At 62.4% G+C, this 15,094-nt stretch carries 14 protein-coding genes; 9 read left to right on the top strand and 5 right to left on the bottom strand.

From position 1 onward, the window contains the following. The first annotated feature begins 188 nt into the window (after positions 1-188). A complete protein-coding gene (locus C1M53_RS14195) occupies positions 189-743 on the top strand; it encodes a gamma-glutamylcyclotransferase (protein WP_129412828.1) in 555 nt (184 codons plus the stop codon). 150 nt (positions 744-893) lie between these two features. Then, on the top strand, positions 894-1,844 hold the full coding sequence (locus C1M53_RS14200) for an aldo/keto reductase (RefSeq protein WP_129412829.1): 951 nt from the start codon (positions 894-896) through the stop codon (positions 1,842-1,844). A 37-nt stretch (positions 1,845-1,881) separates the two neighbouring features. On the opposite strand, the gene C1M53_RS14205 is transcribed toward C1M53_RS14200, so the two are convergent. The 3 genes from C1M53_RS14205 to C1M53_RS14215 form a co-directional block, all read right to left on the bottom strand. Beyond that, positions 1,882-2,247: a response regulator gene (locus C1M53_RS14205; protein ID WP_129412830.1), complete on the bottom strand. Its 366-nt coding sequence runs from the start codon at positions 2,245-2,247 to the stop codon at positions 1,882-1,884. Positions 2,248-2,332: 85 nt separating this feature from the next. Beyond that, on the bottom strand, positions 2,333-2,875 hold the full coding sequence (hpt, locus tag C1M53_RS14210; RefSeq protein ID WP_129412831.1) for a hypoxanthine phosphoribosyltransferase: 543 nt from the start codon (positions 2,873-2,875) through the stop codon (positions 2,333-2,335). A 43-nt stretch (positions 2,876-2,918) separates the two neighbouring features. Further along, positions 2,919-3,563, bottom strand: a complete 645-nt coding sequence (locus C1M53_RS14215) for a hypothetical protein (protein ID WP_129412832.1) — start codon at positions 3,561-3,563, stop codon at positions 2,919-2,921. 190 nt (positions 3,564-3,753) lie between these two features. Between C1M53_RS14215 and ftsE the strand changes: the two genes are divergently transcribed. The 3 genes from ftsE (at position 3,754) to C1M53_RS14230 (ending at position 6,186) form a co-directional block, all read left to right on the top strand. After that, positions 3,754-4,413, top strand: coding sequence for a cell division ATP-binding protein FtsE (gene ftsE, locus C1M53_RS14220; protein WP_129412833.1), 660 nt, complete (start codon positions 3,754-3,756; stop codon positions 4,411-4,413). Next, positions 4,406-5,398: an ABC transporter permease gene (locus C1M53_RS14225; protein ID WP_129412834.1), complete on the top strand. Its 993-nt coding sequence runs from the start codon at positions 4,406-4,408 to the stop codon at positions 5,396-5,398. Before ftsE ends, C1M53_RS14225 begins: the two co-directional genes overlap by 8 nt. Before the next feature lie 119 nt (positions 5,399-5,517). Then, positions 5,518-6,186, top strand: coding sequence for a YdcF family protein (locus tag C1M53_RS14230; RefSeq protein WP_245488601.1), 669 nt, complete (start codon positions 5,518-5,520; stop codon positions 6,184-6,186). Positions 6,187-6,222: 36 nt separating this feature from the next. On the opposite strand, the gene C1M53_RS14235 is transcribed toward C1M53_RS14230, so the two are convergent. Then, positions 6,223-6,843, bottom strand: coding sequence for a pyridoxamine 5'-phosphate oxidase family protein (locus C1M53_RS14235; RefSeq protein WP_129412836.1), 621 nt, complete (start codon positions 6,841-6,843; stop codon positions 6,223-6,225). 149 nt (positions 6,844-6,992) lie between these two features. Between C1M53_RS14235 and C1M53_RS14240 the strand changes: the two genes are divergently transcribed. Next, positions 6,993-7,898, top strand: a complete 906-nt coding sequence (locus C1M53_RS14240; RefSeq protein WP_129416174.1) for a LysR family transcriptional regulator — start codon at positions 6,993-6,995, stop codon at positions 7,896-7,898. Between the two features lie 165 nt (positions 7,899-8,063). Beyond that, complete coding sequence (locus C1M53_RS14245; RefSeq protein ID WP_129412837.1) at positions 8,064-8,858, top strand: 1-acyl-sn-glycerol-3-phosphate acyltransferase; 795 nt, start codon at positions 8,064-8,066, stop codon at positions 8,856-8,858. A gap of 27 nt (positions 8,859-8,885) precedes the next feature. Here the strand turns inward: C1M53_RS14245 and C1M53_RS14250 are convergent, their stop codons facing one another. Beyond that, entirely contained in the window at positions 8,886-11,465 is a 2,580-nt protein-coding gene (locus C1M53_RS14250) for a TIGR02302 family protein (RefSeq protein ID WP_129412838.1), read from the bottom strand. A 235-nt stretch (positions 11,466-11,700) separates the two neighbouring features. Between C1M53_RS14250 and C1M53_RS14255 the strand changes: the two genes are divergently transcribed. Further along, entirely contained in the window at positions 11,701-13,815 is a 2,115-nt protein-coding gene (locus C1M53_RS14255; RefSeq protein WP_129412839.1) for a TonB-dependent siderophore receptor, read from the top strand. After that, positions 13,815-15,029 carry an MFS transporter gene (locus C1M53_RS14260; RefSeq protein WP_129412840.1) on the top strand — a complete coding sequence of 405 codons (1,215 nt, stop codon included), beginning with the start codon at positions 13,815-13,817 and terminating at the stop codon, positions 15,027-15,029. The genes C1M53_RS14255 and C1M53_RS14260 overlap by 1 nt, the downstream gene beginning before the upstream one ends. Positions 15,030-15,094 lie beyond the last annotated feature (65 nt).

Consider the following 15,094-nt stretch of genomic DNA (forward strand, 5'->3'; position numbering starts at 1 on the left):
CCCTCGATAACCCAAGAAGAACCGGAATGACCGTTCCGGTCGAAATGATTTGGTGCGGATGACTATGCCCACTTAGGGCGGGAATGCGATGAAAATGAAACTGCATTCCGCCCTGTCTCTTTGCTTGTCGCATGATCTTTGTCCAAAAAGTCTGCGACCTTTTGGGATCATGCTTTAGGCTTGGCGATATGGGCGATTTTTGGGTTTTTGGCTACGGTTCGCTGATCTGGCGGCCCGGTTTCGCGCATGTCGAAACGCAGAGGGCGCGCCTGCATGGCTATAGACGCTCACTCTGCGTCTATTCCTTCGTGCATCGCGGTACCCGCGAAAGGCCGGGGCTCGTGCTCGGGCTCGATCGCGGCGGTTCCTGCATCGGGCTGGCTTTCCGGGTACCTGGTGAGTTGCGTGATGAGGTCATCGCTTACCTGCGTGAGCGCGAACTGGTCACCAACGTCTATCTCGAACGCTGGGTGAAGGTGGCTCTGGAGGACGGCCGTATGGCGGATGCCGTGACCTATGTCGCCGACCGTGGCCACGAACAATATGCAGGTGCACTCGAGGAAGCGGAGGCCGCTGCCGTCGTACGCGGCGCCGTCGGCCAGTCGGGTGTCAATGAAGACTATGTTCTCAACACCATCCAGCATCTCGAGGCGCTCGGCATCCGCGACCGCTGGCTGGAACAGGTGGCGCGGCTGATCGTCCCGCCTGAAAACGCCTCTGGCCCATTGAACCCTGCACGATAGTCCCTAGCTTGCTGCTGGGATCCGCACCTGTGTGCATTGGAGCGATTCCGTTTTTACGGAAACGCGGGAGCGCTCCAAGTTTGTTTTCGCCGCATTTTTGTAACGCCAGGCGATTCGACCTGGCGACAGAATGCTCTAGGGAGATCTATCTTGGCCAGACGTCTGCTCGGTCGTACCGACCTCGAAATCGCGCCGCTCGTGCTGGGCGGCAATGTGTTCGGCTGGACCGCCGACGAAAAGACGTCCTTCGATCTGCTGGACCGTTTTGTCGACGGCGGGCTCAACGCCATCGATACCGCGAACGTCTATTCGCGCTGGGCGCCCGGCAACAAGGGCGGAGAGTCTGAGACCATCATCGGCAAGTGGATGAAGGCGCGCGGCAATCGCGACAAGGTAGTCGTCATCACCAAGGTCGGTGCAGACATGGGACAGGGCAAGAGGGACCTTTCCGCCGGCTACATCGAACGGGCTGTGGAAGACTCGTTGAAGCGCCTGCAGACCGACAGCATCGATCTTTATCTTTCGCACTGGCCGGATCCGACTGTGCCTTACGAGGAGACGCTCGGCGCCTACCAGACGCTTCTTGCCAAGGGCAAGGTTCGCCATATCGGCTGCTCCAACCTCGACGCCGGCCAGCTTCGGGCGGCGCTCGATGTAGCCAAGCTGCGCAATCTGCCGCGCTACGAGGTGCTGCAGCCGGAATACAATCTCTATGATCGCGCTTCCTATGATGGTCCTCTGCGCGACCTGTGCGTGGCAGAGGGTCTCGGTGTGATCACCTATTTCAGCCTCGCCAAGGGATTCCTGTCGGGCAAATATCGCAGCAAGGCCGATCTCGGCAAAAGCGCTGCGCGCGGCGAGGATGTGGAGGCCTATCTCAACAAGCGCGGCATGCGCATCCTGGCAGCGCTCGATGCTGTGGCAGGACGGCACGCGGCCAAGCCTGCCGAGGTCGCGCTCGCCTGGATCATCGCACGGCCGGGCGTGACGGCGCCGATCGCCAGTGCGACCACACCGGAGCAGATGGCGAGCCTTGTGCGAGCCGCTTCGCTTGGGCTCACGCAGGCGGATGTCGAAGAACTGGACAAGGCGAGCGTGTAGCTCGCCTTGAGATGGCAATCAGTGGAAACGGGTGCGATCAGGCTGCCAGCGCGCGGCCGACGCGATCGCGGATTTCAGCCAGGGTGAAAGGCTTCTGCACGACATCCAGGATGATCCCGTTCAATTCATCCGCGCGTTCACGCTGGTCAGCATAACCGGTCACCAGCATGATCTTGAGCGTGGGGAAAGCGGCGGCTGCCGCCTTGGCCATTTCGATGCCGTCCATCTCGGGCATGCGGATATCCGAGACGATCAGGTCATAGTTGCCATTGGCGGCACGGATGCTCTCCAGGCCCTGAGCGCCATCGGCCGCAACGTCGATGTTGTACCCTGCGCGCTCAAGCGCGCGGGCAGCGAGGGTGCGGACGGATTCATCGTCCTCGACGATCAGGAGCTTTGTCATGAGCAGAGATTTGCCCTGCAAATATTGACGTTTCCTGAAAGTCGAAGACACCTCCAACTTCTTTTCGAAAGCGACGAGGCGGAGTTCAGACGTCGCCTTTGACGACTCCGACGAAGGGCAGTTCACGGAATGCGTGGCCGACATCCATGCCATAACCGACGACAAAATAGTCCGGGCAGTCGAAGCCGACATAGTCGGCGTTGAGGTCCGTCTGGCGCCGCATGCGCTTGTCGAGCAGCACGGCGACGGAACAGCTCCTGGCACCGCGCGACAGCATCAGTTCGCGAGTGAACTTCAGCGTCTTGCCGGATTCCAGGATGTCGTCGATCAGAAGCACGTCACGGCCTGCGACCTCGTTGTCGATGTCGCGCAGCACGCGCACCTGGCCGCTTTCGGTGCCGGCGCCATAGCTGGAAATGAAGATGAACTCGACCTCCGGCGACAGGCCGGCGTCATGCATGGCGCGAATCAGATCGGCGGCAAAAATGAAGGAGCCCTTCAGCACCGAGATGACCAGGAGGTCGTGGTAGTCGTGGGCCGCGATTTCCTTGGCGAGCTCCAGATTGCGCCGCGCGATCGCGGACGCCGAAAACAAAACCTCGATATCCTTGCCGCGTACAACTGGCATGAAGATCCTTTCCGGAAGCGCGCCAGACAGCCGCAGGCGTCTGTTATCGCGCGAAGGTGACCGAGACGGCCGTTACGCCGTTTCTAGGCACGTCGAGCCGGCTGGAAAAGGCAAATCTTTCGCCAGGCGGCAAGGTGCGGCCGGATGTCCCCAGGCCATAGCGGGTGATACGGCCATCATTGCCGGTCACGCGGATCTCCAGCGGCGGCAGTTCGGCCGCCTCCATGCCATCGTTGCCGGCTTCGCCGTCGACCAGGAGCACGGGTCGATGCCCGCTGCTGTCGACGCGCGAACTCACGCCGGAGATGCTGAGCGCGCTGGTAACCCTGTCAGGGCCGAAGAACGCATTCTCATGAAACAGGACGTGGCCGCCCGAGACCCAGAAGGCCAACAACGCAATTAAAACACCGCCGCTCCAGAACAACGGACCGCCAGGTGAAGCATTGTGCATCTCAGGCGCTGTTTCGCCTTTGCGCAGCATGCCCATGCCGTCGAGCAAGGGCGCCGGCTCAACCACCTCCACGGGGGTTTGCGGTGGCGATCTATCGAACTGGGTGGGAGAATCAGGGCCGAGCACGATGAAATCGGCGTCGACCACATCCGCGGCCACAGCGCTGCCGTTGCGAGCCGATGAGGCCGCCGTCATGATTTCGCCGGAAACCGGGCGTGCCGTGCCGTGATCGGCCATGCCTTGATATGGTTGCCTCTGTTCGCCCTCTGTTTCCATTCCGTAGACAAAAATGGTTAATGCTTCCCAACCGGAATCGATTTACAGCATCCTCCGGTGCCGAAAATAACCGGCGGTTAACCATGCCGGTCAATGGTCTTTTCGTAGATACGGGCGGACTGCCGCCAAAAACAATTCCAGGTCGCCGCACGTGATCCGCTTCGAAAATGTCGGCCTCCGCTACGGCATGGGTCCGGAGATTCTCCGTGACATCACCTTGCATGTTCCGGAGCGCTCCTTCCAATTCCTCAGCGGCCCCTCGGGTGCCGGCAAGACGACCTTGCTGCGTCTTCTGTTCCTGTCGTTGAAGCCGACACGCGGATTGATCACGGTGTTCGGCAAGGATCGTGCGCGCATCACGCGTGAAGAATTGCCGCATCTGCGCCGGCGTATCGGCGTGGTGTTTCAGGATTTTCGCCTGCTGGATCACATGACGACCTACGAGAATGTGGCATTGCCGCTGCGCGTGCGTGGCCGCGAGGAATCCAGCTACCGCACCGACGTCATCGAACTTCTGAAGTGGGTCGGTCTTGGCGACCGCATGCACGTGCTGCCGCCGGTCCTCTCCGGCGGTGAGAAGCAGCGTGCCGCGATCGCGCGCGCGCTGATCGAGCAGCCACAGATCCTGCTTGCCGACGAACCGACGGGCAATGTCGACCCGCAGCTGGCGCGCCGGCTGCTTCGGCTGTTCATAGAACTGAATCGCCTCGGTACAGCCGTCGTGATCGCTACTCACGATCTTGGCCTGATGGAGCAGGTCGATGCCCGGCGACTGATCCTGTCGGGAGGAAGGCTGGACATCTATGACTGAGATGACGGCCGATCACGAAGAGGAAGAGGGCGAGATCCGTCGCGCCGAGGCACCCCTGCGCACGCAACGCAAGATGGCACCGATCGTGCCGGCGCAGAACATCGCCGGCCGAGCGCTGGTTTTCGTCATCGCCATCATGACCTTCCTGTCCTGCCTCACCTTCGGTGCGGTCACGCTGGTGCGGGGCACCGCTGCCGTGTGGGAGAACCAGATTTCGCGCGAGGCGACGATCCAGATCAAACCGGTCGACGGTCTCGACATGGACGCGACGCTCACCAGCGCCGCCGCGATCGCAGCCAAGTTCCCGGGCGTCGAAGGTACCAGCATCGTTGACCGTGACGCCACCGCGCGGTTGCTGGCTCCGTGGCTGGGCAGCGGGCTCAACATCGACGAATTGCCGGTGCCACGCCTTGTCGTCGTCACCATCGACGAGAACAATCCGCCCAATTTCTCTGCCATGCGCGAGGCGTTGACCAACACGATCGCCAGCGCATCACTGGACGATCATCGCACGTGGGTCGACCGGCTGGTCGCCATGGCGCGCACGACAGTGACCATTGGCATGCTGGTCCTGGTCCTGATGTTGTCGGCGACCGTGCTGACGGTGGTGTTCGCCACGCGCGGCGCCATGGCAGGCAATGGCCATATCATCGAGGTGCTGCATTTCGTCGGTGCCGAAGCCCGATTCATAGCCCGGCAGTTTCGACAGCAGTTCCTTGTCACCGGCATGAAAGGTGCAGCGGCCGGTGGCGTGGCAGCGATCGTCGTGTTTCTGATTTTCTCCTTCTGGGCCTCGCGCAACATGGCGACGCCACAGGCCGACCAGGCTGTCGCGCTGTTCGGCAGCTTTGCCATCGGCTGGGCCGGATATCTCGGTGTCGTCCTGATGGTGGTGGTGATCGGTGCGCTGACGGCCGCCACGTCCCATGCCACGGTGATCGCCTATCTCAGCGATCTCGATACGCGCCAGACCGACGGTGGCTGACGGGGGCGGCGATGACGCAGTGCGGCCCTGAAATCAGTTCGCGGGAGGGTGCTTTCTCCTACCAAAGGCCGCAATTCCGCACTAATCATGGAGGCATGAAAAGTCGCGATTCTGCCGATATGGCCGAAGCCGCGCCGGACACGTTCCGCGTGTCGCGCGGCGCGTCCCGGCTGCGGCGCGTGCTGCGCAACATCGGCCTGCTCGCGCTGGTCGCAATCGTCGTCTATCTCCTGGGTTTCGGCTGGTTTGCAAGCCATGTCAGCCGGCTGACCACGCCGGCTGATCCTGAGCCGGCGGACGCCATCATAGTGCTGACCGGTGGCCAATCGCGGCTCGATGCGGCCATCAGCCTTCTGGAAACCGGCAAGGGCGCGCGTCTCCTGATCAGCGGGGTGCATCCGACGGCCAGCCGCAAGCAACTGCAGAGAGCGACCAAGGGCGACACCCAGCTGTTTTCCTGCTGCATCGACATCGATCGCGCGGCGCTCGACACGATCGGCAATGCCGAAGAAAGCGCCAAATGGGTCCAGACCCATGGTTACAGCCGCATCATCCTTGTCACCAACAACTACCACATGCCGCGCAGCCTGCTGGAGATGGGCCGATTGCTGCAGGGTGCCAGGCTGGTGCCCTATCCGGTGGTCAACAGCAATCTCGACAATGGCGGCTGGCTGATCAAGCCGGGTGCCTTCCGCGTGCTCTTCACCGAATACAACAAGTACCTGCTGGCGCTTGGCCGTGTCGTCCTGCCGATCCGGCCGGCTTTCGCCAGCCATGCGGGCGATTGACGCCTGCAATCTCCCGGCAGACCGGCTGAGGGAATACTAGCCCGGGGTTCCCGCGCGCAATCCGGCGATTTCCGCTTCCAGCACAGCAATGCGCTTGTCGCGCTCGCCCAGGATCGCCGCCACGTCGGCCGCGTCGAAGCGCTGGGGAATGTGCTGCGGGCAGTTCGCGTCCCAGGTCGACACGGTGAACAGGATGACCTGTTCGGGGCGTGCCTTGTAGTCTGGCGGCATCAGCCGGGTCAGAAGTTCGGGATCATTCTCGATGACACGTGCCTCGCCCCAGATCTTGATGCGCTGCCGCATCATGTAATCGATGAGGAAAAGGAAAGCCTTGCCGTTGTCGGCCAGGTTGCCCTGTGAAATGAACTGCCGGTTGCCCGAGAAGTCGGCGAAGCCGATGGTGCGATGGTCCAGCACATGCAGGAAGCCCGCCGGGCCACCGCGATGCTGGATGTAGGGTTGGCCTTCACCATTGGCCGTCGCGAAGAAGATGCTGGTCTGGGCCGCGATGAAGGCGGCGAGATCGGGCGTGATATCCTGGTTCCAGCCGCGTTCCTCCGATCGGGCATAGGCTTGCCGTGACCCCTTGCGGGCCTGGATTGCCTTTACCGCGGGAGTGAAGGCGACATCGCTTGCATAGGTGCGCGAACCGGCCATCGCAGGTCTCCTCTTCGTCTCTTGCCAGAGCAAGCACAACGCCTCCGCGAACGGCATGCCGACAGCAAATCCCGCCGAAGGTGGTATCTTTCGCAATCCAGAAGTAGATAAGGTTTCCGGAAAGCATTGTTCCGGATATTGGAAGAATGATGGATCGACTGGGTTCGATGGCACTGTTCGTGACCGTGGCCGAAGCCGGCAGCCTGTCGGCGGCTGGCCGCGGTCTCGGCATGCCTCTGGCGACCGTGAGCCGCAGGCTTTCCGATCTCGAAAGACACCTTGGAACACGGCTGTTCAATCGCTCCACCCGCAGGCTCGAGCTGACCGAAGCGGGACGCTCCTATCTCGCCGCCTGCCGCCGCATCCTGGAAGAGATCGAGGAGGCCGAACAGTCCGCCGCCGGAGAATACAGCCAGGCGCGCGGTGAACTTGTGGTGACCGCGCCCATCGTGTTCGGCCGCCTTCATGTGCTGCCGGTGGTGGTGGATTTCCTTGCCGCCTACCCGGAGGTGGATGTCAGGCTGACGCAGTCCGATACGTTGCGGCGGCTCGTCGAGGAGCATATCGACCTTGCCGTGCGTATCGGACACCTGCCGGATTCCAGCATGGTCGCGACGAGGGTGGGGTCGATCCGGCGCGTGGCTTGTGCCAGCCCGGCCTATCTCGAAGCTCATGGCGAACCGAAGACGCTGCAGGAGCTCAGCGCCCATCACTGCGTGACCGTGGAGCGTCTGGCGTTGCCGGCGGCATGGACGTTCATGGAAGGGCAACGGGAGATCGCCGTGCCGGTGCGATCAAGGCTGACGATCAACACCGCCGAAGCCGCCATCGATGCGGCGGTCGCCGGCGTGGGCATCGCCAGGGTTCTGTCCTACCAGGTCGCGGATGCTGTGCGCTCCGGCGTGCTGAGGCTGATCCTGGAGGATTTCGAACCCGAACCCTGGCCGGTCAGCCTTGTCCACACCGGACGTGGCCTGCTGCCACTCAAACTGCGCGCCTTCCTGGATTTCGCGGCGCCGCGACTGAAGGCCCGGCTGGCTGGGCTCGGCATCTGAAGATCGACAAGCGTCGTTTCATCGGCATGGTCATTGTTCACGAAAGCCCGCAGCTTCCAGCTTCGCCGACGTTTGGCTTGTGCTCACGCCGGGCAAATCGTGCCGTCATTCCTTTTTGCCCGTTCATGGTGTAACGAACACGCGCTTCCTCATCAGGCTTCCCGAATGCTCTATATCCGCTCGCTGGCGTTCAACTTCGTCTTCTATCTCAGCCTCATCGTTCAGATGATTCTGTGGACACCCTATTATTTCCTGTCGCCGCGCGATCGCGCATGGTTCGTGCCGAAGTTCTGGTCGCGCACCAGCATGTGGCTCTACAAGGTCATTGGCGGGACTGACAGCGAGATCACAGGCACGGAAAACCTGCCCGAAGGCTCCTTCATCCTGGCGCCGAAGCACCAGTCCTTCTGGGACACGATAGCGTTCTTTCCATATCTCAGCGATCCGCTCTACATCCTGAAGCGTGAGCTGACCTGGATACCCTTCTTCGGCTGGTACATCATGAAGATGCGCATGATCCCGGTCGATCGCGGCAGCCGCTCGAAAGCGCTGAAGGCCGTGATTGCCGCCACCAAGGCGGAACTGGCCCGCAATCCGCGCCAGCTGATCATCTATCCCGAAGGCACGCGCCGCGCGCCCGGGGATGAACCCGCTTACAAATACGGTATCGTCGAGCTTTATTCACAGCTCGGCGTGCCGGTGGTGCCGGTAGCCCACGTAGCCGGCCTCTATTGGCCGCGCCGCAAGTTTCTGCGCTTTCCGGGCACAATCAAGGCACGCTTCCTGCCTGCGATCCCGCCGGGCCTGGACAGGGAGGAGTTCATGCAGCGGCTGATCGGCGAAACGGAAGCGGCCTGTGACGAATTCCTGATCGAAGCAGCGAAGTCGGACAACGCGCCACCACTACCGCCAACCGCTGCCAAACGGCTGGCCGAGCTGGGCGTCACCACCAAAGGCTGATCCCTCGGCCACTGGCCGAGGTTGCACTTATTTGAGGTTGAGCAACCGCTCCAGATAGCTGCGCTCGATGTCGGGGCTCAGTGCGTTGCCGAGGCGTTTGCGGATCGCGTCCAGTATCTCGCGGGCGCGTTGCATGTCGATCTGGTCGGGAACCTTGACCGAACTGTTTTCGTCAGGGCCGTCGGACCTCGTCGGCCTGTCGAGCGGATCGCGGCTGCCGCCGCGATCCCGGCGACCCTGGGTGTTGCCGTCATCGCCCTGCATCGCCTGCAATTGCTGCATCATATCCTTGGCGCCACGTCGCAAAGCTTCCAGAGCGCGACCTTGCTGCCCGACGGCGGCGCCGCTTTCGCCGCCGCCCAGGGATTGTTCGGCGTCGCCCATGGACCGGCCGGCTTCGCCGAAGCCTTCATTCGGCTCCATGCCCATGCCTTCCAGATCCTTCTTCAGCTTCTCCAGATCGCTCTTGAGCTTGCCCTGGCCTTCCTGCAATTGCTTCAGCGCATCGGCGAATTCTTCCGGTGTCATCGGCTTGTCGCCACCGGCACCATTCTGCTGGCCTTCGTTGCTGTCCGGCCGCTGCTGGCCTTGCTGGCCGGGCATATCCTGGTCGGTCCCTTCCTCACCGTTCTGCCTGCGCTGCTGCCGGTCGGTACGGTAGGTCTCGTTCATCATCTCCTGCTGGCGGCGCATGATATCGCCAAGCTTGTCCATCTGCTGGCGCATCTCGCTGTTCTGCTGGTTCTGGTTCTGCCGGCGGGCGGTGCGCAGATTGTTCATCATGTCCTGCAGCTCGGACAGCAATTGCTGCGCCTTGTCGCGATCGCCGGATTTCGCCAGATCCTCGATCTGGTCCATCATGCGCTTGAGGTCGTTTTCACTGAGGACGCGGGCGTCGTCCGGCAGAGGCTGTTCCTTGCCCTGCGGATTGCGCTGCGCCAGCTCGCGCATGAAATCGGCCATCGCCTGGCGCAGCTCCTTCATGAGCTTGTCGATTTCCTCGTCGCTGGCGCCATTCTGCAGCGCATCCTGCAGGGCCTGCTGGGCCTGACGCAATCGTTTCTCGGCGTTCGACAGGCTGCCATTCTCAATGCCGAGCGCGAGATCCCACAGATAGGAGACGACGCCACGTAGCTCGTCGTCGGTGCTGGCAAGTTTCAGCCGGCTGCGGGCGCTCGTCAGTCCAAGGTAGTTCGACATCGAATCGAACGTGTCCTCAGGACGGAGCGTGATCGCATCCATCAGGTCGAGGACGCGCGGCCTGGCGTTGGCGTCGAGCGCAAGCAGCCGGCGCTGCTCGATGACGGCCCGTGCCAGCGGATTGGCAAAGGGCCTTTCCGGCAGTGTCCAGGTCTTGGTTTCGCTGCGGGCGGTCTGGCCGGCGCCGTCTGTCGCCTCCAGCGTCACCTTCACGCTGGCACCCGCCCAGACATGGTCCGTCAGGTCCTTGGTGGTGCGTGCCGCGTTGTTCTTGGCGCCGCGCCGCGGCAACGCCAGCGACATCTCGGGTGCACCGTAGAGCGGGCGTGCATCCGGTGCCTGCTGCTCGGCCAGCTTGAACTCCGCAAGCGCCTTTGCCGGACCATAGTCGTCGTCGATCTGGTAGTTGATTTCCGCGGTGCCGTTCGCGGCACGCCGCGGCTCGCCAGCGAAGCGGATCTGCGGCGCAATGTCCGGAGTCACCGCGAATGCCCAGCGCCCGAGCTCGTCATTGCCGGATTTCAGCACAAGCGCGCCATCCGTGATGAGCTTGCCGTTGAACTGGTGCACCGCATTTGCCGGTGCGGGACCGTTGGCAGCGGTGTCGGTCTTGGCCGGAGCATCGGGCTTGATCTCACGGCTGTTACCATTCGTCTCGGCATAGACGACCGTTTCGTCATTCGCTCCACCGGTAATGCGCACAGTGACGTCGCTGCCTTGCGGCACCGTGAAAGTCCCGTCCTTGCGGGTGGCGTCGGTGCTCAGGAAGATCGGCGGCTTGCCCGTATAGCCGGGAGGTGTCACCCAGGCGTCGATGCGCGGTGGCACGGCATCGCGCGTGCCGGCCGCGCTGAAGGCATCGCCGATGCGGCCGCCTTGCGGGCCATAGGAAAACGCCAGGGAAACCACAAGCAGCAGGGCGACAACCGCGCGCACAGCCCAAGGGTCGCGTCGGGCTACACCGGTGGCAGGGAGGTCGGTGCCCAGCGAATCCAGTCTGGCAGCCATGCGTTTCTGATGCTCGCGCCACAGCGCCTGCGCAAACTCACCGGCTTCGCCGCCGGGCCGATCCGTCTGGACGCGCAACGGGCTGTGAAGGAGCGCGTTGGCGGCCTCGATACGAGTGTCGATTTCGGATGCCGTCGGCAGGCTGAAGAAACGCAACGGATAAAGTGCGGCAAGCGCTGCGGCACCGAACAGGGCGACAACGGCAAAACGGGCTATGTCCGGCAGCCGCGCGAACAGGCCGAGCCAGGTCACGGACAGGAACAATGCGACAACGAGCAGGAGGGGCAGGAGCAGCGGCCAGGCGCGCTCCACCACCATGACGGCACGCGTCGCCAGCCTGCTGGCGGCCAGCCGCACCGCCAGGTTGCGCTCGGTGCCGGATGTGGGTCGCTCTGTCATCGGCTCTCCGGAAAGCCGGCCGGAATGGCGCGGCCTCACGATTCAAAATCATAGCAGCAAACACGGCAAAGGCGAGGCGGCATCGCGAAAAGCCGGTTCACGTTGTCGTCGCCTCCGGCATCGGCCGTGGCGTTATCGCAACACGACAAAAATGCGATCGCAAAATTCGTCGATCATACTTGACTCAAATAGTCATATTTGTGAGGCGAGGCTGCACTCAAAAAAGGAGACAAGCATGGGGTCGCAGTCACTGGTTCGCCGGTTCGAGATTTTAGCGCTCGGAGGCGCACTTGGGCTTGTGTCCCTACCGGCTGCGAAAGCCCAGGAAGGCAATGCCACCCTGCTTGAGAAAATCACCCTCGAATCCGAGAGCGGCGACACGCTGAAACAGAATGGCTACGTCGCCAAACAGGACCGCGACGGCACCAAGGTCGACACGCCGATCGTGCAGATCCCGCAAGCGATCACCGTCATCACGCAAGACCAGATCGAAGACCAGAAGCCGCGTTCACTGAACGAAGCGCTTAACTATACCGCCAGCGCCAACCCCAACGCCTATGGTTCTGACAGCCGTTATGACGCCTTTTTCCTGCGCGGCTTCCAAGCCTACTACAACGGCATGTTCCGCGATGGGCTGCGCCAGTACAACGGCCCTTCGGCCTGGTTCAAAACCGAGCCCTATGGCATCGAGGGTGTCACCATCCTGAAGGGGCCTGCCTCGTCACTTTATGGCGTCAGCGGCCCAGGTGGCATCGTCAACGTCATCACCAAGCGTCCCAAGGACGAGAATTTCCGCGAGATTGAAGTGCTTGGCGGCGAATACAACCGCTACCAAGGCGCTTTCGACATCACCGGCCCGGCGAACGAGGACAAGACCCTGCTGTATCGCTTCACCGGCCTTGCCCGCAAAAGCGGGACGGAACTGCCGGGATACCCAGACGACAAGGCCTATTTCGCACCGGCGTTCACCTTCAAGCCGGACGAAGACACCAAACTCACCATCCTTGGCGAACTGTCGCGCTCGGTCACCGGCGGCACGGCCTCCTTCTACAATCCGTCCTATGGCGTGCGTTCCGATCTCTATGAAGGCGATCCTGCCTGGAACGACTTCCGCCAAAACCAGGGCCGTGTCGGCTACGAATTCGAACACCGCTTCAGCGATCTGCTGACGGTGCGGCAGAACCTTCGCTACAACGCCGTCGACACCGACATGGAATACAGCCTCCACTACGCGCCGGCGCCGAACCAGCCCCTGAAACGGTACTGGGGGCACTACCGCGAGGACATGAAGAACTTCGTCGTCGACAACATGGCGCAGTTCACCTTCGACACCGGGGCAGTCAAACACACCGCTGTTGCCGGCCTCGACTACAGCTGGGCGCGTTATGGCTCGCACAGCGCAGTGTCTTACATTTCAGCTGCGGACGTTGCCGCGCAACCGGTCCCCTTCACGCGCGGCCAGGAACTCAACCAGACCGGTGCCTATCTGCATGACCAGATGGAGTGGAACAATTTCACTTTGTTCGCGTCGGGCCGCTATGACTGGGTCGACACCGCGTCAAGGGATGCCGAATACAACAAGAGCAAGCAACGCGACCGCGACTTCTCCTGGCGGCTCGGTCTTTCCTACCGCACCGACTGGGGCATCATTCCCTACGCCAACTACTCGACCTCGTTCTCGCCCAACATCGGTTACGTCTATGACCCTGTGAGCAACATCCGTCGTGTGGCGCGTGCGACCACGGCCGAGCAGATGGAAGTCGGCGTCAAATATGAGATCCCCGACACCAACGCGGTGCTCAGTGCCGCCTATTTCGACATCAGCCAGAAGGACGGCCTCGTCTATGACGGCACCTTCGACGAGCAGGGCAACCAGCGTCAGCGCCAGCTCGATCTCAATTCGCGTGGCATCGAGCTGGAGGCGAATGCGTCCTTCGACAATGGTTTCGGCCTGATCGCCTCCTATACGCATCTGCGCATGAAGATCGAAAAGGGTGCCGCCGGCACGATCGGCAAGGAATTGTCGGCGACGCCAAACGACGTGCTGGCTCTTTGGGGCAACTACAAGTTCGAGGCCGATGCCCTGGCCGGGCTCGGGCTCGGCGCAGGCGTCCGCTATTCCAGCGAAAGCTATGGCGACGACACCAACAGCTTCAGGAACGCCGCGCGCACCTATGTGGACGCCGCGCTTTCCTATGACTTCGGCTATCGCAACCCCGATATGCAGGGGCTGACGCTGCAGGTGAACGCCAAGAACCTGTTCAACAAGCAGGGCACCGTCTGCCAGGCCGGCAACTGCTATCGCGACGAAGGTCGGTCCGTGTTCGGCAGCCTGAGGTATCGGTTCTGATGCACGGCAACGTCTCAAGGAAAGGGGCATCGCCGTTTGCGGTGCTGACAGCGGTTGGCGGGCTCTACATCGCCCAGAGCGTCATCGGCGGGGTTACCTGGATCGGCCTTCCCGCCATCATGCGCAGCGAAGGCGTGCCGCTCGATCGAATCGGTCTGGTGTCGCTGATCGTGCTGCCCTGGGCGTTGAAATTCCTGTGGTCGCCGGCGGTGGAGCGTTACCGCCTGCCTGCGAACGGCGGCAATCGCACAGCCACGATCGTGCTGGTCGGTGGCCTCATTTCGGCGATCGGCCTGTTTGCAGTCGGCGCGATCGGCCCGGCCGCCGTTCTGCCGGTGCTTGCCTTGCTCACCATCGTCGCGTTCGCAGCCTCCACGGTCGACATTGCCTGCGACGGTTATGCGGTGCAGAGCCTTGCCAAGGAATATCACGGCTGGGGCAATGCCGCACAGGTCGGCGGCGCCTATTTGGGTTCGGCGCTGGGCGGCGGGCTCTTCCTGATGCTGGTCGGTGCCTCCGGCTGGCAGATCGGTATCTGGGCGATGGCAGCGCTGCTGCTGCTGCTCGGCCTGCCATTCCTGTTTGCGCCGACGCCGGTCCTGCCGGACGACGCGCGCGGGCACGTGCCGTCGCTGCTCACCGCGCTCAAACGGCCGGAGATCCGTCGGGGTCTCGCAGCCGCGGCAATCTATGTGATCGCCCAGAAAGTGGCGCTCGGCATGCTGGGTCCTTTCCTCATCGATGCCGGGCTCGACCTGACCGCCGTCGGTCTCGTCAACGGCATAGGGTCGATGTTCGTCGGCGTTGCTGCGGCCCTTTTCGGCGGCGCCCTGGTGAAATCCTGGGGCATGCGCAACGTACTGGTGCTGGCGCTGGCGCTGCAGGCGGCGGGGCTGTTCTTCTTCGCCTGCTACAATCTGGTCGGCGGCATCCCGCAGCCCGTGCTGATCGTCGTGGCCATCTTTGCTTCGTCGGGTGTCATGGCGCTCGGCTTCGTCGCACTTTATGCGCAGTTCATGCGCTGGTCGGATCCGAAGCAGGCCGGCGTGGATTTCACCCTGTTCCAGTGCATGGATGCACTGGTCGGCATGGCTGGCGGTGTCATTGCCGGCTATGCCGCGCAACATTTCGGCTACGGCATCTTCTTTGCCGCCGCCGGTGTCATTGCGCTGGCCGCGATCCCGGCGATTTCCATGGTCGCTGACCGGCGCTGAGGCGAGGCTGGAGCGATTCCAGCAAAGAATGCGTGGCAGTTTCGCGACCGGAATTGCCTTGAAAA

The sequence above is a fragment of the Mesorhizobium sp. Pch-S genome, from assembly GCF_004136315.1.
GTDB lineage: Bacteria > Pseudomonadota > Alphaproteobacteria > Rhizobiales > Rhizobiaceae > Mesorhizobium.